Source organism: Micromonospora sp. NBC_01405, assembly GCF_045040155.1.
In the GTDB taxonomy this organism is placed as follows: Bacteria; Actinomycetota; Actinomycetes; order Mycobacteriales; family Micromonosporaceae; genus Micromonospora.
Genome location: NZ_CP109532.1, coordinates 3938497 through 3956775, shown reverse-complemented (window position 1 = coordinate 3956775; position 18279 = coordinate 3938497). Strand labels below are relative to the sequence as shown.

The following is an 18279-nucleotide window of genomic DNA, read 5'->3' as shown; positions in this document are numbered from 1 at the left end:
AGCCGTGGCCTAGCGCCCTCTCGATGCGCTGCCGCAGGGCGGCGACAACCTGGCCGCGTCGTCGCCGTCCGCGACAGCAAGGACAGGACCGGCCCCACCCTCACCTTCGCCCCCCGCCGCCCAGTCCGCCTTTGTACGGGCCAACAAGACGACGCGCTGAGGGCCGTCCCACAACGACAGCGCCCCCGGCGTATCGGCTTGGGGCACTGTCATCGAGGCTGGCGTAGTCCACGAAATCCTAGGCAGCAGCACTCACACCATCTACTAAACGTATTTCCACAAAGCAAGATCTATTGCCGGAGACGCAGACGGCGATGGTGACGGTGACGGTGACGAGGTGTCTCCCGGACAGGTTTTCAGGATGACGATCGTCCCGGCGGACGGGTTATCCCCGTAGATAGTGAGACACCAAGGGCCGCCTGCCAGGTTGCTCAGAAGCCTTCCGTCGTTGGTAAGGGTCCACTGCTGATTCTGCAAACCGTGGCACCCCCAGTTGACCACGGAAACTCCGTCGGCGGCTGTACCGCCGTAGACGTCGACGCATCTGGTGGTGTCGGCTTGGCTCACAATAGTGCTAGCTTCACCGGCAAGTGTCCACAAGTTGTTTTCGACCGCAGGGTCGCATGGCATGACGACCAACGGGGCACCATCGTACGCGTTACCGTTATAGAGTGTCAGGCACATATTCGTGTCTGGGTTCTGCAGCTGATGGTAGCTAGCCTGGATCGTCGCCCTGCCGTTCGGATCGGCAATATCCGGTTGCGCCGTCGCTCCGGCGGTTGGCCACACCAGCAGGCTCAGGGCAAGAATGACAGCCCCAAACCCTGCTGCGAATACACGGCTGCCACGAGGGGGGTGAATCATGCACTCATCCATTCGTAGAGGTAAATATATTCCACAAGTATCCGAGCAGGAACGAGAGGTTGCAATAGCTGATCGGAACTACCGTCCGCAACCCTGCACGATCGGGCACATATCAAACGCTCTTGTGCGCGCTCAGCACGCCGGATCGGGATGACACGCAGATAACGCCCACAACGGGCAGCGTCAGCCAGTTATCGCCCCGCCGGCCCCTCCACCGCCCCCAGGGTGGGCGGGGCGGGGCCCGCAACACGGGCAGCCGCTGCTCAGCGGCATCGCCTTCCCGGCCGCCTACCGGAACCCACACGTCGGCCAACGGCCCATGCCAACGAGGCTCAGGCGCGCCTCGCTGGCCCGGACCGGCGGCGATTGCAAGGAATCAACTGCCCGTCCAGCCAGGTTGAAGGTTTCCTGCGAAATCGCCGGGAATCTGCCGGAGAACCGTTGGTCAGGCGGTTGGGCCCGTGCCAAACTCCCCGGCATTCCAAGCGAGCCCGCCGGAAGGAACAACCCATGCCATCGTTGCCAGCCCAGGACCATGCCCGTCTCTCGATGGACCGCCGCCGGTTGCTCGGCCTGGGCGTCGGCGCGGTCACCGCGGCGGCCACCGGCGCGGTGGTCGGCGGTTCGCCCGCGGCGGCCGGCTCGCCCGTGCACGGCGGGCCGTGGTCGTCGGGGTTCGCCCTGCTCGGCGACACGCAGATCGACGTGGATCTTCCTGAGCGGACCGAGGGGGTGCGCTGGGTGTACCAGCAGATCGCCGCGGCGAACGCGCCGATCGTCTGCCACGTCGGAGACCTCGTCGAACATGGCTCGGTGGCCGAGTACGACACCTATCTGGGCACCATCCCGCCGGCGTTGCGGCCCCGGATCCGGCACGTGCCGGGCAACCACGACTGGCGGTGGGACAGCACCGCCGGCAAACGGTACGGATCGCTGTTCGGGCCGACCCGGTACTCGTTCGACTTCGACGGCCTGCACTTCGTCGCGCTGGACCCGAGCCACCTGCTCCAGGAGCCGGGCGGGTTCGGCGAGTCCGGCATCCAGTGGCTGACCCGCGACCTGGACAAGGTCGCGCCCGGGGTGCCGATCGTGCTGCTGTGCCACTTCCCGTTCGGGGGCGACAACTACTACGTCTCCGACCAGGAGCGGCTGCTGAAGCTGCTCGACCGCTACAACGTACGGGCCATGTTCGCCGGGCACGTGCACGACGAGCAGGTACAACGGTTCAACGGGGTGACCCAGCTGGCGGTCGACGACACCCGTGGCGCGCCGATCTACTACTGGGTGCAGCGCGCGGTCGGGTCCGACGGCCCGGTGCTGAAGGTGACGGCCGTGCAGCGGGCCGTCGACGGCAGTGCCGTGTCCCGGCCGGTGCTGGACATTCCGCTCGCCGGCGCACGGATCGCCGCGGAGCAGCGACCCCAGGCGGTCTCGCTCGACCCGGCCGGCGCCGCGCTGGCCGTGTCGGTACGACTCTCCCCGCACGTTCGGGCCGCCAACGTGCAGGCCAAGCTCTACCCGCAGCACACCTACGGGCTCAAGGACGCCGGCCCCTGGCGGAACCTCTCCCCCGACTCCGCCGGCCGCCGCTACACCGGTGGCCTGGACATCACCGCGCTGCCGCCCGGCGAGCACCGGATGACCGTACGGGTCACCGACCCCGGCGGCGCCTGGCACGAGCAGACCCGCACCTTCGCCCTCCCCGACGCCGGCCGGCGACTGCGCTGGAGCGAACAGCTCGGCGCACCGGTGCAGGCCGGCCTGGCCGCCCGGGACGATCTGCTGGTCGCCGCGACCACCGGCGGGACCGTCATCGGCGCCCGACCCACCCGCCGTGGGCTGCAGCGGCGCTGGCAGACCCGGATCGGCCCGGTGCACGGCCGGCCGGCGTTCGCCCCCGACGGCAGGACCGTCTACGTCCCCTCCGACGACCACCGCCTCTACGCCCTCGACCCGGCCACCGGCCGCCGCCGGTTCGCCCACGACGCCGGTGCCCCGGTGCTCGGCAGCCCGCTGGTGACCACGGTCGACGGCCGCACCCTGGTCGTCCTCTCCGCCGGCCAGACCCGGCAGGCCCTCGACGCGCGTTCGGGCGAGACGGTGTGGAACGTGGCGGGACAGGGCATGTTCGCCGGGCGCGCGGCCAGCGACGGTGCTCGGGTGTACGCCGGTGCCGGGGACGGAAACGTCTACGCCCACGACGCTCGAACCGGCGCCGCGCTGTGGTCGTTCTCCACCACCACCCGCACCACCGCCTACAGCCGCCTCATCTACGGCCCCTGGGCGGACACCCTGGAGGTACTTTCCAACGGCCTGCTCCTGGTGTCCACCGTGACCAGCGCGTTCGCGCTCGACCCCGCCACCGGCGAGCCCCGCTGGTCGATGGCCGGCTCCTACATCTACGCACCCAAGCTGCTGCTCGACAACGGCGACGTGCTCATGTTCGACGACGGCGGTCGCACCGCCTCCCGGGTGGACCCGGCCACCGGCCAGGCCCGGTGGACCACCGGCCTCGGCGCCCGGCCGGTCAACACCGGCGCGGCGATCCACGGCAACGTCGCGTGGACCCCGACCACCACCGGCCTGCTGGTCGGCCTCGACCTCACCACCGGGGCGGTCCGGACCCGGCTCCAGCTCACCACCGCCGCGTACTGCTACAGCCCGCCGGTCGTCATCGGCGACCTGCTCCTCGTCGGCGACCAGGACGGCCTGCTGCACGGCATCGCCGTGGGCTGACCGCCCGGTGGCGCGCCGCCCCCGTCCGGCACGAGCGTCAGGCGGCCGGCGCGCCACGCGGGCCGGCCGCGAGCAGTCGCGCCCGGCGCCCGACGGGTCCACGCCGGGCCGTACCGCCGCCCGCCCCGCCGGTCAACGGGGGCCGGCGGGGCGGGCGGCGGGGCCGGGACCGGATCCCTGTTCCTCCGCACGCCGCGCACGGGCGCGGCGCTTGCCCTCGTGCATGGCCTGCACCCTGGCGACCGGGATGCCCCGGCCCTGCTCGACCAGGTCGGCGGGAAGGCGCTGGGGCGGCGGCATCGACCCGGCCCACGGGTCACCGGCGGCGACCAGGGCGGGGACGGTCCGCACGGTGAAGTCGGCCGGGGCGACCGCGTCGAGGTCGTCCCAGCCGACCGGGAAGGACACCGGCAGTCCCGGGCGCAGCCGAGGGCTGTACGCGGCCACCACGGTCGCCCCACCCGCCCTGGTGGAGTCGACGAAGACCCGGCCGCCCCGGTCCTCGCGGATGAAGGCGGTGGTGGCGAGCGCCGGGTCCAGTCGTTCGGCCCGGACGGCCAGGGCGCGGGTGGCGGCGGCCAGTTCCTCGGCGCCCGTGCCCGGCTCGACCGGAACGAACACGTGCAGCCCCTTCGCCCCGCTGGTCTTGACCGCCCCGGCGAGCCCGGTGTCGGCCAGCGCCTGCCGGACCAGTCGGGCGACGGCCACGACCGCGCCGAAGGCGGCCCCCTCCGGCGGGTCGAGGTCCAGCACGAGGTGGGTCGGGTGGCCCGGGCGCTCGACGGTGGCCAGGGTCGGGTGGTACTCCACGGCCCGCTGGTTGGCGAACCACAGCAGCGTCCGCCGGTCGTCGCAGAGGGCGTACGACACCTCGCGGTGCGACGCCTCGGCCCAGACCGACGCCCGGCGCACCCAGGCCGGGGTGTACTTCGGCAGGTTCTTCTGCATGAACGGGGGCTGACCGCGCAGCACCCGCACCACCGACAGCGGACGGTTGCGCAGGTGCGGGACCAGCCGCCCGTGCACCGCGTCGAGGTAGTCCACCAGGTCCCGCTTGGTGGCCCCGGTCTCCGGGGCCAGCGGCTGGTCGAGGTTGGTCAGCGACACCCCGTCCCGGGTCTGCTCCGCGCTGCTCATCACCCCACCCTCCCGGCCCGGCCGCCCGGGGGCAACCGGAACCGGGACGCGGGCGTCGACAGGACCCCTACGCCGAAGGCGGGGCGTACGGGTTCTTGCCGGCCCGGACCGCGTCGAGCAGCGCGGCGGTCCGCGCCTTGACCGCCGTGTACGGGCCGGCGCCGTAGCTGACCCGGGCCGCGCCGAGCCGGGCCAGCTCCGCCAGGCTCGGGGCGCCGGGCCTGAAGACCAGGTTCACCGGGGCGTCCGCGCCGGCCACGAACTCCGCGATCTGCTCCGGGTCGGCCAGGAAGATCGGGTAGACGCAGTCCGCCCCGGCGGCCCGGTAGCGCCGGGCCCGGCGGACCGCCTCGGCGGTACGCCCGGCCGGATCGCCGGACTCCCGCAGGTACAGGTCGATCCGGGCGTTGAGCACCAGCGGCACCCCGGCCCCGTCGGCCGCGGACCGGACGGCGGCGAGCAGGTCGGCCTGCTCCTCGGCGTCGTACAGCGCCCCGGTGCGCGGGTCGGAGTCCTCCAGGTTGCAGCCGACCACGCCTGCGACGAGCATCCGCTCGACCAGCTCGGCCGGGCTCAGCCCGTACCCCCGCTCCAGGTCGGCGGTGACCGGGACCGGCACGGCGCGGGCGATCCGGGCGACGGCGGCGAACATCTCGTCGACCGGGGTGGCCTCGCCGTCGGCGTACCCGAGGGATTCGGCGACCGCGGCGCTGCTGGTGGCGACGACCGGGAAACCGGCCGCGGCGACGGCCCGGGCGGACCCGGCGTCCCAGGCGTTGGGCAGGACCAGCGGGTCGCCGGTCTTGTGCAGGGCACGCAGCGCGTCCGCGCGCTCGGCGAGAGTCGATGAGTTTTCGGTCATCCCCGCATCATGGCAGCCATCGGGGCGGCGGCTGTTCTTCGAAAGGGCCGTGTCTCATCGCCCGTGCTGTACCCGAATCCGATCCGGCATCGGTGTCGGATGGTGACGAACGGGTACAGGGAACCCCGGAACGGCGGGCTGTGGCGAACGCCACCCGACTTCTCTGACCGATCGGTCAGGTCCTGACCGATCGGTCAGGCATGCTGATGGGCGGGAGGTGGCCGACATGGCTCGGGTGGTACCGGAGACGCACGCCGAGATTCTCGCCGCCGCGGCGCGGAGGTTCGCCGTGACCGGATACAAGGGCACCTCGTTGCAGGACATCGCCCGCGAGGTGGGCATCTCCAAGGCCACCGTGCTCTACCACTTCGCCAACAAGGAGGCCCTGCTCAGCGAGCTGATGGCCCCGGCGATCACGGCGCTGCACGAGCTGGACGACCGGTTCGCCGGGCTGACCGGCCCGGACGCCCGGCGGGTCGCCGGCGAGGGCTTCGTGAACCTCGCGGTGCGCTTCCGGCGGCAGATCGCGCTGCTCCGCGGGGAATTCCCCGAGCTGCTCCAGCAGCCGGCGTTCGCGCACGTGCACCAGATCTCCGAGCGGCTGATCGCGGCGCTCGCCGGCCACTCGACGCGCCCGGCGAACCGGATCGCGGCGCTGGTCGTCCTCGCCGGGATCGCCGAGACGTGCGGCGAGTTCGGCGACGTCGCCGACGACGAGCTGCGCGACGCCCTGCTCGGCCTGGTCCGGCGGGCACTGGCACCTCCCGACTGACCCCACCACCGTCCAGCTCACCAACGACCGAGAAAAAGGATCTGATGGCGACCCTGTTGTACCGGCTCGGCCGAGCCTCGCTGCGCCGCCGACGGCTCGTCGCCGTCGTCTGGCTCGTCGTGCTCGTCGGCCTCGGCCTCGCCGCGGCGACGCTGCGCGGCCCGACAACGAGCAACTTCACCATGCCCGGCACCGAGTCGCAGCAGGCGATCGACCTGCTCAGCGAGCGGTTCCCGGAGGCCAGCGGGGCCACCGGCACCATCGCCGTGAAGGCTCCGGCGGACGGCCAGCTCGCCACGCCCGAGGGGCAGGCCCTGGTCAAGCAGGTGACCCAGGAGGCGGCCACCCTGCCCGGCGTGGTCGGGGCGGTCGACCCGTACCAGGCCCAGGCGATCACCCCGGACGGCCGGTACGCGCTGATCCAGGTGCAGTTCGCCGGCCGCGCCGACGACGTCACCGACGCCCAGCGCGACGCGTACGAGAAGGTGGGCGCGCAGGCCGAGGCGCAGGGCTGGCAGGTCGCCCCGGGCGGCGAGGTGCTGGGCGGCGAGCCGGAGATCGGCTCGACCGAGGCGCTGGGCGTGCTGGTGGCGGCGGTCGTCCTGGTCATCACGTTCGGCTCCTTGGTCGCGGCCGGGATGACCATGCTCAACGCGCTGATCGGCGTCGGCGTCGGCATGGCCGGCCTGTTCGCGCTCAGCAGCGTCATCGAGCTGACCAGCACCGCGCCGATCCTCGCCCTGATGCTCGGCCTGGCGGTCGGCATCGACTACTCGCTGTTCATCACCTCCCGGCACCGGCAGAACCTGCTGGAGGGCCTGTCCCCCGAGGAGGCCGTTGGCCGGGCGGTCGGCACCGCCGGCTCGGCGGTGGTCTTCGCCGGCGCCACCGTGGTCATAGCGCTGGCCGGCCTCGCGGTGGTGCGGATCCCGTTCCTGACCGTGATGGGCCTGGCCGCCGCCGGCACGGTGACCATCGCCGTGCTGGTCGCGATCACCCTCGCCCCGGCCCTGCTCGGCTTCGCCGGCACCCGGGTGCTCCCCCGCAAGCTGCGCAAGGCCGAGACGGCGGCCAACGGCGCGGACCCGACCGAGACCCCCGAGGCGGCGGCCGCGGCCGAGGACCGGTCCGGCTTCGGGTTCCGCTGGGCACGCCTGGTCACCCGGCTGCGCGTACCGGTGATCCTGGTCGCCCTGCTCGGCCTGGGCCTGCTCGCGCTGCCCGCCCCCGACATGCGGCTGGCCCTGCCGGACGCCAGCACCGCCGCGGCCGGCTCGTCGGCCCGGGTGAACAACGAGCTGATCCGGGAGAGCTTCGGACCGGGCTTCACCGGCCGGCTCGCGGTGGTCGTCACGTCCGACTCGCCGGAGGCCACGGCCGCCGCCGCACCGCAGGTCGCGCAGCTCGTCCAGCAGACGGACGGGGTGCTCGCGGTGGCCCCGCCGCAGACCGACCGGACCGGGCGCACCGCGCTGCTCGGGGTCATCCCCAAGAGTGGTCCGACCGACGAGGCCACCGAGAACCTGGTGCACGACATCCGCCAGCGGGTCTCCGGCGTCACCGGCGCGGACGTGCTGCTGACCGGCGCGACCGCGATCGGCATCGACGTGTCGGAGAAGCTCTCCGACGCGCTGCCGGTCTACCTGGTGCTCGTCGTCGGCCTGTCGATCCTGCTGCTGATGCTGGTGTTCCGGTCGATCCTGGTGCCGGTCAAGGCCGCCCTGGGCTTCCTGCTCACGGTCGCCGCGACGTTCGGCATCACCGTCGCGATCTTCCAGCAGGGGCACCTGGCCGACCTGGTCGGCCTGGACACCCCGGGCCCGCTGGTCAGCTTCCTGCCGATCCTGCTCATCGGCATCCTGTTCGGCCTGGCCATGGACTACGAGGTCTTCCTGGTCTCCCGGATGCGGGAGGACTTCGTGCACGGCGACACCGCGCAGCAGGCCACCGTCAACGGCATGGGACACGGCGCCCGGGTGGTCACGGCCGCCGCGCTGATCATGATGGCGGTGTTCGGCGGCTTCGTCTTCCTCGACGACCCGATCATCAAGTCGATGGGCTTCGCGCTGGCCATCGGCGTGGCCATCGACGCCTTCGTGGTCCGGATGACCATCGTCCCGGCGGTGATGTCGCTGCTCGGCAAGGCAGCCTGGTGGATCCCCCGCTGGCTCGACCGGCTGCTGCCCAACGTGGACATCGAGGGCGAGGGGCTGCGCGCCCACCTCGCCGAGAAGAAGCCGGCCGACGCCTGACAGTCCGGCCCCGGGCCCCGCACCGCCGCTGACCCGGCGGGGCGGGGCCCGTCCGGCTCAGACCCCGGCCGGGTACGTCTCCATCTCCCCGAACGCGGTGAGCGCGGGCAGCGGGTGCAGCGCGGTGGTGTCGTCGCACCAGACGAAGGCGTCGTAGCGCTCGCCCAGCCGGGTCGGCACGTAGTTGCCCCAGGACTCGAAGGTCGGGTCGTAGACCACCCCGATCGCCCGGTGGTCGTGCTCCTCGGTGACCCAGCCGGGCTGGTCCGGGCCGCCGAAGACCAGCACCGCGCGCTCCGGCATCAGCTCGTGCAGCCGCCGCTCGACCGAACCGGGCCGGGCCGGCGGCACCACCATCGCCTCGGCGGGCGACCCCCACCGGGGAGCCGCCACCGCCGTCCCCCGGTAGCTGCCGAAGCCGACCAGCACCACGTCGTCCGCCCCGTGCCGCTCCCGGGCCAACTGGCCGATGTTGACCAGCCCGTCGGCGGCCATGCCGGTGGCCCGGGCGTCGCCGACGTGGGTGTTGTGCGCCCAGACGACACCCCGGGCGTCCGGGCCGTGGAAGTCCAGCAGCCGGTCCAGGGTGTCCGCCATGTGGATGTCCCGCACGTTCCACGACTCCGGGCCGCCCGCCACCATCGCCCGGTAGTAGCGTTCCGCGCCGGCCACCACCTCCGCGTTCTGCCAGGCCGAGAAGCGGTCCGGGCCGTCCGAGGCGGCCCGTTCCCGGGTACGCGCCAGCAGCTTGATCACCTCCTCCTCGCAGCGGGCCGAGACGAACCGGCTCGCCGCGCCGTACTCCTCGACCCGCCGCCCGTACGGCTCGAAGCACCGGTACGCCTCCTGCGCGGCCTCCAACGAGGTCGGGTCCTCCTCGCCCAGGTAGTCGAAGATCGCCTGCATGGACTCCCAGAGGCTGTAGACGTCCAGGCCGTGGAAGCCGGCCCGCCGTGGGACCGGCTGCTCCAGGTTCCACGCCCGCAGCCAGCGGCAGAACCGGGCCACCTCGGCGTTCGCCCACATCCACGTCGGCCAGCGCTCGAAGCGCTCCAGGGCGACCTGCGGGTCGGCGAGACCGTTCGGGGCGGCCGTTACCGACCGGTGCACCCGCTCGCAGTCGGGCCAGTCCCCCTCCACGGCGACGAAGGAGAAGCCCTGCTCGGCGATGAGCCGCCGGGTGAGCTGCTCGCGTAGCCGGTAGTAGTCGTGGGTGCCGTGCGTCGCCTCGCCGATCATCACGATCCGGGCGTCCCGGATCCGCTCCAGCAACGGATCGAAGTCGCTCGGCGTGCCGAGCCGCTGTACCAGCATGTCCGCGGCTACCCGACCCCGTTCGGGGCAAACCGGTCAGCTCCGAACCCCGCGCCCTCGGTTAGGCCCTGAGTGGTCGGTCAGCGCCCAGCAACCCCCGGCGCCCGTCCGGGCTCGGGGGGAGGGCGAGATCGGCGGGGACGGGCATGCCCTCCCGCATAGCGGGTAGCCGGAGGCATGACGGTCAGCGGGACGGAGTTGCAGGAGTACCTGGCCGGGCTCGACTACCCGGTCTCCCGGGAGGACCTGGTCCGCTGGGGGCAGGAGAACGGCGCCAGCACGGAGGTGTTGCAGATGCTCCACGCACTGCCGGCCGAGGGGTTCGCCTCTCCCACCGAGCTGAGCGAGGCGCTGGGCACCCTCGCCTGACAGGGTGCCGTGACACCGGCTGCGCTACCCGGACTCGCGGGCGGGCCACCCGCAACGGGCCGCGTACTGACGCCGACGCGACGTCCACCGATGACGGACGGGGGCGGGAGCCCGCGTCTCAGCCCGGGAGGGCAACGGTGCGGCCCTCGGCACGGGCGGTCTCGGCGGCGTCGAGGACGGCCACCACCTCCCGGCCGAACCGGACGTCGCAACGGTGGTCCCGGGCACCGGCGTCGACCTCCTCGACGAGTTGGTCGATCGCGGCGGAGAGCGCGGTCAGCGCATTGCCGTCCCCTGGCGGGACCTCCAGCACGCCGTTCTCCCCGAAGAAGACGAAGTCGCGGGTGGCGGCCTCGGGCGGCGCGTCGAGGGTGAGCGACACCGTGCTCGTCGCCCCGCCGTCGTGGGTGAGCAGCAGGTGGACCAGGCCGCTCGGGCCGTCGGTGGCCGTGACCCGGGTCACCCGGCCGAGCACCGGCAGGATGATCGACAGGGCGTGCGGGCCGATGTCCCACAGCGCGCCCCGGTCCCGCCGCCACTGTGACGCGCCGTACGGGTTGCCGGGCTGGAAGATGGACGTGAACATCGTCGCCCGGGCGTGCTGCCAGCCCCCGGCCGCCGCGGTCGAGGCGAGGAAGCCGGTCACGTTCGGGTGGAACCGCTGGGTGAAGAACACCACGGAGGCGACGCCGGCCTGCCCGGCCGCGGCGACCACCCGGTCGGCGTCGGCGAGGGTGAGCGCCAGTGGCTTGTCCAGCAGCAGGTGCCGGCCGGCCGTGGCGGCTCGGACGGCGATGTCGGCCTGCACGTCCGGGGGCAGCGCCACGGCGACCGCGTCGCAGGCGTCGATCAGCGCGTCGACCTCGGTGAAGACGGGCACCCCGTGCCGCCGCGCCAGCTCCGTTGCCTTGTCGGGGTTGCGGCCCCAGACCCCGGCCAGCTCGGCGCGGGGGTGCGCGCCGATCGCCGCCGCATGCGTCTCCGCGGCCCAGTGGCCGGTGCCGAACAAGCCGAACCGCAGCACGTGTACTCCCGGTGTCGTCGCCGACCACGGCGGTCCCGTGGCCGTGATCCACGCTAGTCGCCCGGCCGATCCAACGCAGCTGGCGGGGCCGGGCCGGACCAGGTCAGGCCCACGGACCGGGACGGTCGGACCCACCGGACCGGGCCCGGCCAGGCTGCCGGGCCGGCCCCGGCCAGACCACCAAACCGGACCCGGCCAGACCACCAACCGGGCCCGGCCAGGCTGCCGGACCGGGCCCGACCAGACCACCAAACCGGGCCCGGCCAGACCGACGGCGGGCGTGGCGACAGACCGGGCCGGGGTGAGTACTACGCCGGTTAGTAGGCTGTCCCGGTGACCGAGACTCCGACTCCGGTGCTGTCGATGACCAGCATGGCCGCGGCCGGCTCGCCGGTGGACGGGATCCTCGCGACGGCGACGATCGTGCTGTCGCTCGTACTCGCGGTGTGGGCGCTGGTGGCGGCGATGCGCAACCGGTCGCCGGACCGGGTGCAGTTCGCCGGCCTGGCTGTGCTGGAACTGGGCCTGCTCGCGCTGACGGTGGGGGCGCTGGTCGCGCTCGGCGGCGGTGAGCGGCCGGGCGAGCCCGGCGCGTTCTTCGGCTACCTGGTGACGCTGGTCTTCCTGCCGCCGCTGGCCTGGGTGCTGGCCCGGATGGAGCCGACCCGGTGGGGGTCGGCGATCATCTGCGCGATCTGCCTGGTGACCCCGGTCGTGGCGGTCCGGCTCCAACAGACCTGGGAGGCGCTCGGTGGTTGAGACGGAGACACCCCGGCTGGCCACCAACTCCGGGCCGGGCCGGTTGCTGATCGCCGTGTACCTGCTGTTCGCCATCGCCGCGACCTCCCGGGCGGGGCTGCAGATCGCCACGAAGCTCGACGAGGCGCCGGTGGCGTACCTGCTCTCGGCGCTGGCCGCGCTGATCTACATCGTGGCCGCGGTGGGGCTGGCCCGCGCCGGTCATGCCGGCCGGCAGGTGGCGCTGGCCTGCTGCTCGGTGGAGCTGGTCGGGGTGCTCGGCGTCGGCGTCCTCAGCCTGGTCGACCCCGCGCTGTTCCCCGACGAGACGGTCTGGTCGGGCTTCGGCAGCGGCTACGGCTACATCCCGCTGGTGCTCCCGCTGCTCGGCCTGCTCTGGCTCTGGCACACCCGCCCCCACCCCCGCTGACCCCACCCCACCCCCACCCCCACCCGCGCTCTTTCACGGAAAGAGTGGGCATGGGAGGCGAAATGGCCACTCTTTCCGTGAAAGAGCGGCCATTCGTGGGTGGGGGTGGGGGGTTAGGACCTTGGGCCGCCCGCGACGTAGATGACCTGGCCGGAGACGAAGGACGCGCCCTCGCTGGCCAGGAACGAGATGGTGTGGGCCACGTCCTCCGGGCGGCCCACCCGGCGCACCGGGATCTCCGACTCGGTGTGCTTCTGGAGCGCCTCGAAGTCCACCTTCATCCGGGCGGCGGTCGCGGCGGTCATGTCGGTGACGATGAACCCGGGGGCGACCGCGTTGACGGTGATCCCGAACGGGCCCAGCTCGATGGCGAGGGTCTTGGTGAAGCCCTGCATGCCCGCCTTCGCCGCCGCGTAGTTGGCCTGGCCCCGGTTGCCCAGCGCCGAGGTGCTGGACAGGTTGACGATCCGGCCCCACTTCCGCTCGACCATGTGCTTCTGGGCGGCCTGGCTGAACAGGAACGCGCCGCGCAGGTGCACGCCCAGGACGGTGTCCCAGTCGGCGTCGGTCATCTTGAACAGCAGGTTGTCCCGGAGCACCCCGGCGTTGTTGACCAGCACGGTCGGCGCGCCCAACTCGGTGGCGACCCGCTCGACGGCCGCCTCCACCTGGTCCCGGACGGAGACGTCCGCGCCGACGCCGAGGGCCCGTCCGCCGGCCGCGACGATCGCGTCCACGGTGTCCTTGGTGGCCGACTCCTCGATGTCGACCACGGCGACGGCCAGGCCGTCGGCGGCCAGCCGACGGGCGGTGGCCGCCCCGATCCCCCGTGCGGCCCCGGTGACGATCGCGACCCGTTGCTCCTCGGACATGCCTACCTCCCGGTAACTTGCGGCGACCATCGGAGCCTAGCCCACCCCCGGGGTCAGTAGGCGGCCCCACGACAGAGGCGGATCCAGCGGTAGCCGTACCCGGCGAGCTTGAGCGAGTCGAGCTTGCCCACCTCGCCGTAGTTACGGTCCGCGAGGACATCTCTCGGCAGGTCCGCCTCGTCGGCGAGCGTGCCGAGGTCGACCTCGACGTCGTCGGTGCCGAGGTTGTGCAGGAAGACCATCGTCCCGGTCGGGCCGTCGGCGCGGTGGGCGAGCACCCCGTGCGGCGTCGGCACGTCGATGTGGGTGGTCGAGCCGGAGCCGATCTCCGGCGCCTCGCGCAGCGTCCGGATCATCCGCTCGAACCAGGACAGCAGCGACTTGTGGTCGCCGCGCTGGGCGGTGACGTTGACCTTCTCGTACGAGAAGTCACCCTTGTCGATCACCGGGCGGACCAGCTTCTCCGGGTCGGCCGTGGAGAAGCCGGCGTTCGGCTTGTACGACCACTGCATCGGGGTACGGATCGCCTCCCGGCCGGGCAGCGAGAGGTCCTCGCCCATCCCGATCTCCTCGCCGTAGCGCAGCACCGGCGTGCCGCGCAGCGAGAACTGGAGCGCGTACGCCAGCTCGACGCGCCGCCGGTCGTTGCCGAGCATCGGGGCGAGCCTGCGGCGGATGCCCCGGTCGTAGATCCGCATGTCCTCGTCGGGGCCGAACTCGGCGTACACCTGGTTGCGCTGCTCGGTGGTGAGCCGGGACAGGTCGATCTCGTCGTGGTTGCGCAGGAACGTGGCCCACTGCCCGCCGGTGGGCAGGATCGGGGTGTCCCGCAGCGCCTCGATCACCGGTTCCGGGTCCTGGCGGGCCAGGGCGAGCACGAGCCGGCCGTTGAGCATGAAGTCGAAGAGCATGTGGATGCGGTTGCCGGAGCCGCTGCCGTCGCCGAAGAAGGTGGGGAGCTGGTCGGGCTCCACGTTGGCCTCGGCGAGCAGGACGGCGTCGCCGCGCCGCCACTGGACGTGCTGGCGCAGCTCGGTGAGGTACTCGAAGTCCTTCGGCGAGTTCGGGTTCCCCGGCTCGGTCAGCTCGATGATGAACGGCACCGCGTCCATCCGGAACCCGGAGACGCCGAGCTGGAGCCAGAACGAGACGATCTTCTTGACCTCGGCGCGGACCTCGGGGTTGTTGAAGTTCAGGTCGGGTTGGTACTTGTAGAACCGGTGGTAGTACCAGGCCTTGGCGGTCCGGTCGTAGCTCCACGTCTCCTTCTGCTCGCCCGGGAAGACCATGCCCTGGTGCCGGTCGTCCGGCTCGTGGTCGGACCAGACGAACCAGTCCCGGTACGGCGAGTCGGGCGAGGACCGGGCGGACTGGAACCACGGGTGCTCGTCCGAGGTGTGGTTGACCACCAGGTCGATGATCACCCGGATGCCCCGGTTCTGCGCCTGGTGCAGCAGCTCGGCGAAGTCGCCGAGGGTGCCGAAGCGGGGGTCCACGTTGTAGAAGTCGGTGACGTCGTAGCCGTCGTCCTTGTTCGGCGACGGGTGGATCGGGTGCAGCCACAGGCAGGTCACCCCCAGCCGGGCCAGGTAGTCGAGCCGGCCGATGAGGCCGCGGATGTCGCCGACCCCGTCACCGTCGGAGTCCGCGTACGTGTCGATGTCGAGGCAGTAGACGACCGCCTCGGAGTACCACCTGTCACCCATGCCGACGTACCTTCTCCGATTCCGGCTCCCGGCAAACGCGAACGGATTCCGGCTTCCGACGAACGCGAACGCCGTCCGCGTCGGGGCTGGTCCGCGTCGGGGCCCGGTCGGCGGGTCGGCGGGTCGGCGGGTCGGCGGGTCGGCGGGTCGGCGGGTCGGCGGGCGGTAGCGTGCCGGCCATGAGCGTGGAGTCGGAAGCCGGGGACCGGGACGTCGACTGGGCCGAGGGCCGGTGGCTGCACCAGCCGGTGCGCGCCGAGCCGACCCCGGACGGCGGGCTGGTCGTCGAGCCGGGCGCGGGCAGCGACTTCTGGCGGCACACCAGCTACGGCTTCGTGCACGACGACGGCCCGGCCCTGCTCGCCCCGCTGCCGGCCGGCACCGCCGTGGAGGTCACCTTCCGGCTCGACTTCACCGGGCAGTTCGACCAGGCCGGCGTGCTGGTCCGGGTGGACGAGCGGAACTGGGTCAAGGCCGGGGTGGAGTTCAGCGACGGGCAGCCACAGGTCGGCGCGGTGGTCACCCGCGACGTCTCCGACTGGTCGGTCGCGCCGGTGCCGGAGTGGGCGGGCCGGGAGGTGACGGTCCGGGTCAGCCGGGCCGGGGACGCGCTGACCGTCCGGGCCCGCGCGGGCGACGAGCCGTGGCGGCTGGTCCGGCTGGCCCCGCTCGCCCCACTGGCCGAGGCATCGGCCGGGCCGTTCTGCTGCTCGCCGAGCCGGGGCGGGCTGGTGGTCCGGTTCCTCGGCTGGCGTCGGGGTCCGGCCGACGCGGCGCTGCACCCGGAGGCCTGAACGCGGGGATCACGGGGGCGGGCCCGGTCACCGGTAGGTGTGATCGCCGCCGAACTGGGTATCACCTTCCGATCCCCCCGGCGGCCCGCGGAAGGACAACCATGGCCCTCGCCCAGAACGTCGATCCGTCGCAGTTCACCGGGCTGACCGGGTGGGTGGCCAGCGTGATCGACTCGCTCGGCGCGGTCGGGGTGGCCGCGCTGGTCGCCCTGGAGAGCATCATCCCGCCGATCCCGAGCGAGATCGTGCTGGCCATGGCGGGCTACCTCGCGGCCGAGGGCCGGTTCAACCTCGTCCTCATCGTGGTCGCCGCGACGGTCGGCTCGGTGGTCGGCGCGCTGGTGCTCTACTGGCTCGGCGCGGCCGTCGGCGAGGACCGGCTCAAGCGGTGGCTGGACCACATCCCACTGGTCGACCGGGACGACCTGGAGAAGGCCGACCGATGGTTCGAGCGGCACGGCCGGTGGGCCGTGCTGATCGGCCGGGTGGTGCCGGTGGTGCGCAGCCTGGTCTCCATCCCCGCCGGGGCGAACCGGATGCCGCTGGTCGAGTTCGTCCTGCTGACCACGCTGGGCAGCGGGGTGTGGAACGCGCTGATCGTCGGCGCCGGCTTCGCGCTCGGGTCGCGCTGGGAGGAAGTGGACCAGTACAGCAGCTGGTTCAACTACGCGATCTTCGCCGTCTTCGGCGTGATGATCCTGAGCTGGGTGGTGAAGAAGGTGCGCCGCCGCCGCGCGCGGCGCGACCGGCAGTCCATGACCACCGGTCGCTGACCGCACGCCCGCCCGGCGTTGCCCAGGCGGTACCGCTGCGTCGGCGGTGCTGCTCAGTTGTACTGGGCGGTGATGCTGGTGAACTCCCAGGTGTTCTGGGCGATGCCGGAGCAGTGGGCCACCACTCCCCCGCCGGCGCAGGGCCGGTCGCGGTTGACGGCCCAGAAGGTGAACCGGGACAGGCTGCGGGCCTTCGCCCAGTCGCGGATCTGCGTCCAGGTCGCCGGGGAGGTCAGCTCCTGCTGGTCGGACAGACCGTTCATGCCGGAGATGCCCATGTGCGTGTACGCGGCGGCGTCGGACCAGCCAAAGGCGGTCTTCAGCGCGTTCTTCAGTCCTTCGGCCGCGTTGACGGTGCTCTGGTACATGTTCGCGCCGCCGGCGAAGTCGAACGGCATGATCGTGAACGTGTCGATGTTCGCCCCGAGCGCGGCAGCCTGGTTGATCAGCCGGATGCCGTAGTACGACGGCCCGGTGGTCGTGGTGCCGAAGGTAACGATCGTCTTGATCCCGGGGTTGTTCTGCTTGACGATCTTCAGCGCGCCGAGGATCCGGTCCTGCACCGCCTCGTTCTCGAACTCGTCGCTGTTCTCGATGTCGATGTCGATCGCCTTGAGCCCGTACGCGTTGATCACCTGCTGGTACGCCGCCGCCAGCGCGCTGGCCGACGAGCAGTTCGGGCCGAGCTTGTTGCCGCTCCACCCGCCGAAGGACGGGATGACGTCGCCCCCGGCGGCCCGGATCGCGGCGATGGTGTTGGCGTGCGCGCCGCCGGTGAGCGGGCCGCTGCCGTCCCAGGCCGGGGTGCAGCCGCCGCCGGAGAGGACGAACGCGATGGTGAACCACTTGATCCCGGTCGCGCCCATCACCGTCGAGGGCGCGGGCGGGTCGCCCCAGCCCGGGTAGAGGTACGGCGCGGCGGCCATCGGGGCGTTCCCGCCGCTGCAGCCGGTGGTGGTGGCGGAGACGGCCGGCGACTTCGCCGACTCGCCCGAGGAGTTGTACGCCGCCACGGTGTAGCTGTGCGCGGAGCAGGTGGCGAGCCCGGACACCGTCGTCGAGGTGCCGGTGACGGTGGCCTTCACGGTGCCGCCCTCGTACACCCGGTAGCCGGTGACCGTGCCGGAGACGGCGTTCCAGGCAAGCGAGACCGAGGCGGCCGTGGTGCCGGTGACCCGCAGCCCGCCCGGGGTGGCCGGGCCGCCGGGGTTGCCGCCGCCGGTGCAGGAGCCGCCGTTGACGGTGCAGTTGGTCGGGTCACCGGTGCCGGCGACGACGAACCCGAACGACGTGCTGGCGCCCGGGGCGAGGGCGCCGTTCCAGGACTTGTTGACGGCGGTCACGTGCTGGCCGGCGGCGGTCATCGTGGCGTCCCAGAAGGTGCCGAGGGAGCTGCCGGTGGGCAGGTCGAACTGGACGTTCCAGGAGCCGATGCTGGCCGAGGTGTTGTTGGTGACGGTGAACTTCGCCTCGTACCCGCTGCTCCAGCTCGAGGTGCGGACGAAGGCGGCGGTGGCCGCCGACGCCGCCGGCGGGGCCACGAGGGTGGCCGCGACGACGGCGGCGGCGAACGCGGCGGCGAACGTCGCCGCGCGGGGGGACCGGAGTTTCACGTGGCCTCCAGGGACCGGTGGTG

16 protein-coding genes are annotated in these 18279 nt (G+C 72.5%); 8 read left to right on the top strand and 8 right to left on the bottom strand.

Going from position 1 to position 18279, the window contains the following annotated elements; genetic code table 11:
• Positions 1-264: 264 nt before the first annotated feature.
• Positions 265-864 carry an RICIN domain-containing protein gene (locus OG559_RS17165; RefSeq protein ID WP_405104996.1) on the bottom strand — a complete coding sequence of 200 codons (600 nt, stop codon included), beginning with the start codon at positions 862-864 and terminating at the stop codon, positions 265-267.
• 510 nt (positions 865-1374) lie between these two features.
• Here OG559_RS17165 and OG559_RS17160 point away from each other — a divergent pair.
• Positions 1375-3600: a PQQ-binding-like beta-propeller repeat protein gene (locus OG559_RS17160; protein WP_405104994.1), complete on the top strand. Its 2226-nt coding sequence runs from the start codon at positions 1375-1377 to the stop codon at positions 3598-3600.
• 132 nt (positions 3601-3732) lie between these two features.
• On the opposite strand, the gene ligD is transcribed toward OG559_RS17160, so the two are convergent.
• Entirely contained in the window at positions 3733-4737 is a 1005-nt protein-coding gene (gene ligD / locus OG559_RS17155; RefSeq protein ID WP_405104992.1) for a non-homologous end-joining DNA ligase, read from the bottom strand.
• A 67-nt stretch (positions 4738-4804) separates the two neighbouring features.
• Positions 4805-5599, bottom strand: coding sequence for an isocitrate lyase/phosphoenolpyruvate mutase family protein (locus OG559_RS17150; RefSeq protein ID WP_405104990.1), 795 nt, complete (start codon positions 5597-5599; stop codon positions 4805-4807).
• 226 nt (positions 5600-5825) lie between these two features.
• Between OG559_RS17150 and OG559_RS17145 the strand changes: the two genes are divergently transcribed.
• Together OG559_RS17145 and OG559_RS17140 are read left to right on the top strand one after the other, a co-directional pair.
• The gene (locus tag OG559_RS17145; protein ID WP_405104988.1) at positions 5826-6371 is read left to right on the top strand and encodes a TetR/AcrR family transcriptional regulator; all 546 of its coding nucleotides are present in this window, start codon (positions 5826-5828) and stop codon (positions 6369-6371) included.
• 44 nt (positions 6372-6415) lie between these two features.
• A complete protein-coding gene (locus OG559_RS17140; protein WP_405104986.1) occupies positions 6416-8623 on the top strand; it encodes an MMPL family transporter in 2208 nt (735 codons plus the stop codon).
• Between the two features lie 57 nt (positions 8624-8680).
• Here the strand turns inward: OG559_RS17140 and OG559_RS17135 are convergent, their stop codons facing one another.
• The gene (locus OG559_RS17135; RefSeq protein WP_405104984.1) at positions 8681-9937 is read right to left on the bottom strand and encodes an erythromycin esterase family protein; all 1257 of its coding nucleotides are present in this window, start codon (positions 9935-9937) and stop codon (positions 8681-8683) included.
• Between the two features lie 177 nt (positions 9938-10114).
• Between OG559_RS17135 and OG559_RS17130 the strand changes: the two genes are divergently transcribed.
• Positions 10115-10306 (top strand): DUF2795 domain-containing protein, encoded by a 192-nt coding sequence (locus OG559_RS17130; RefSeq protein ID WP_396670099.1) that lies wholly within the window; start codon positions 10115-10117, stop codon positions 10304-10306.
• Positions 10307-10424: 118 nt separating this feature from the next.
• Here the strand turns inward: OG559_RS17130 and OG559_RS17125 are convergent, their stop codons facing one another.
• A complete protein-coding gene (locus OG559_RS17125) occupies positions 10425-11327 on the bottom strand; it encodes a Gfo/Idh/MocA family protein (RefSeq protein WP_405116733.1) in 903 nt (300 codons plus the stop codon).
• A 366-nt stretch (positions 11328-11693) separates the two neighbouring features.
• Between OG559_RS17125 and OG559_RS17120 the strand changes: the two genes are divergently transcribed.
• The gene (locus tag OG559_RS17120; protein ID WP_405116731.1) at positions 11694-12089 is read left to right on the top strand and encodes a hypothetical protein; all 396 of its coding nucleotides are present in this window, start codon (positions 11694-11696) and stop codon (positions 12087-12089) included.
• A complete protein-coding gene (locus OG559_RS17115; protein WP_405104982.1) occupies positions 12082-12498 on the top strand; it encodes a hypothetical protein in 417 nt (138 codons plus the stop codon). Before OG559_RS17120 ends, OG559_RS17115 begins: the two co-directional genes overlap by 8 nt.
• Before the next feature lie 113 nt (positions 12499-12611).
• On the opposite strand, the gene fabG is transcribed toward OG559_RS17115, so the two are convergent.
• On the bottom strand, positions 12612-13370 hold the full coding sequence (fabG, locus tag OG559_RS17110) for a 3-oxoacyl-ACP reductase FabG (RefSeq protein ID WP_405104980.1): 759 nt from the start codon (positions 13368-13370) through the stop codon (positions 12612-12614).
• A gap of 53 nt (positions 13371-13423) precedes the next feature.
• Positions 13424-15076, bottom strand: a complete 1653-nt coding sequence (locus tag OG559_RS17105) for an alpha-amylase family protein (protein ID WP_405104978.1) — start codon at positions 15074-15076, stop codon at positions 13424-13426.
• A 179-nt stretch (positions 15077-15255) separates the two neighbouring features.
• Here OG559_RS17105 and OG559_RS17100 point away from each other — a divergent pair, with 179 nt between their 5' ends.
• Both OG559_RS17100 and OG559_RS17095 read left to right on the top strand, forming a co-directional pair.
• Entirely contained in the window at positions 15256-15870 is a 615-nt protein-coding gene (locus tag OG559_RS17100; RefSeq protein WP_405104976.1) for a DUF1349 domain-containing protein, read from the top strand.
• A gap of 101 nt (positions 15871-15971) precedes the next feature.
• Positions 15972-16643, top strand: coding sequence for a DedA family protein (locus tag OG559_RS17095; protein WP_350884364.1), 672 nt, complete (start codon positions 15972-15974; stop codon positions 16641-16643).
• Positions 16644-16696: 53 nt separating this feature from the next.
• Here the strand turns inward: OG559_RS17095 and OG559_RS17090 are convergent, their stop codons facing one another.
• Positions 16697-18256 carry a cellulose binding domain-containing protein gene (locus tag OG559_RS17090; RefSeq protein WP_405104974.1) on the bottom strand — a complete coding sequence of 520 codons (1560 nt, stop codon included), beginning with the start codon at positions 18254-18256 and terminating at the stop codon, positions 16697-16699.
• Positions 18257-18279 lie beyond the last annotated feature (23 nt).

Coding starts and splice junctions, on each gene's coding strand:
- OG559_RS17165 (WP_405104996.1), bottom strand. CDS start 864: ATGATTCACCCCCCTCGTGGCAGCCGTGTATTCGCAGCAGGGTTTGGG.
- OG559_RS17160 (WP_405104994.1), top strand. CDS start 1,375: ATGCCATCGTTGCCAGCCCAGGACCATGCCCGTCTCTCGATGGACCGC.
- ligD (WP_405104992.1), bottom strand. CDS start 4,737: ATGAGCAGCGCGGAGCAGACCCGGGACGGGGTGTCGCTGACCAACCTC.
- OG559_RS17150 (WP_405104990.1), bottom strand. CDS start 5,599: ATGACCGAAAACTCATCGACTCTCGCCGAGCGCGCGGACGCGCTGCGT.
- OG559_RS17145 (WP_405104988.1), top strand. CDS start 5,826: ATGGCTCGGGTGGTACCGGAGACGCACGCCGAGATTCTCGCCGCCGCG.
- OG559_RS17140 (WP_405104986.1), top strand. CDS start 6,416: ATGGCGACCCTGTTGTACCGGCTCGGCCGAGCCTCGCTGCGCCGCCGA.
- OG559_RS17135 (WP_405104984.1), bottom strand. CDS start 9,937: ATGCTGGTACAGCGGCTCGGCACGCCGAGCGACTTCGATCCGTTGCTG.
- OG559_RS17130 (WP_396670099.1), top strand. CDS start 10,115: ATGACGGTCAGCGGGACGGAGTTGCAGGAGTACCTGGCCGGGCTCGAC.
- OG559_RS17120 (WP_405116731.1), top strand. CDS start 11,694: ATGACCAGCATGGCCGCGGCCGGCTCGCCGGTGGACGGGATCCTCGCG.
- fabG (WP_405104980.1), bottom strand. CDS start 13,370: ATGTCCGAGGAGCAACGGGTCGCGATCGTCACCGGGGCCGCACGGGGG.
- OG559_RS17105 (WP_405104978.1), bottom strand. CDS start 15,076: ATGGGTGACAGGTGGTACTCCGAGGCGGTCGTCTACTGCCTCGACATC.
- OG559_RS17100 (WP_405104976.1), top strand. CDS start 15,256: ATGAGCGTGGAGTCGGAAGCCGGGGACCGGGACGTCGACTGGGCCGAG.
- OG559_RS17095 (WP_350884364.1), top strand. CDS start 15,972: ATGGCCCTCGCCCAGAACGTCGATCCGTCGCAGTTCACCGGGCTGACC.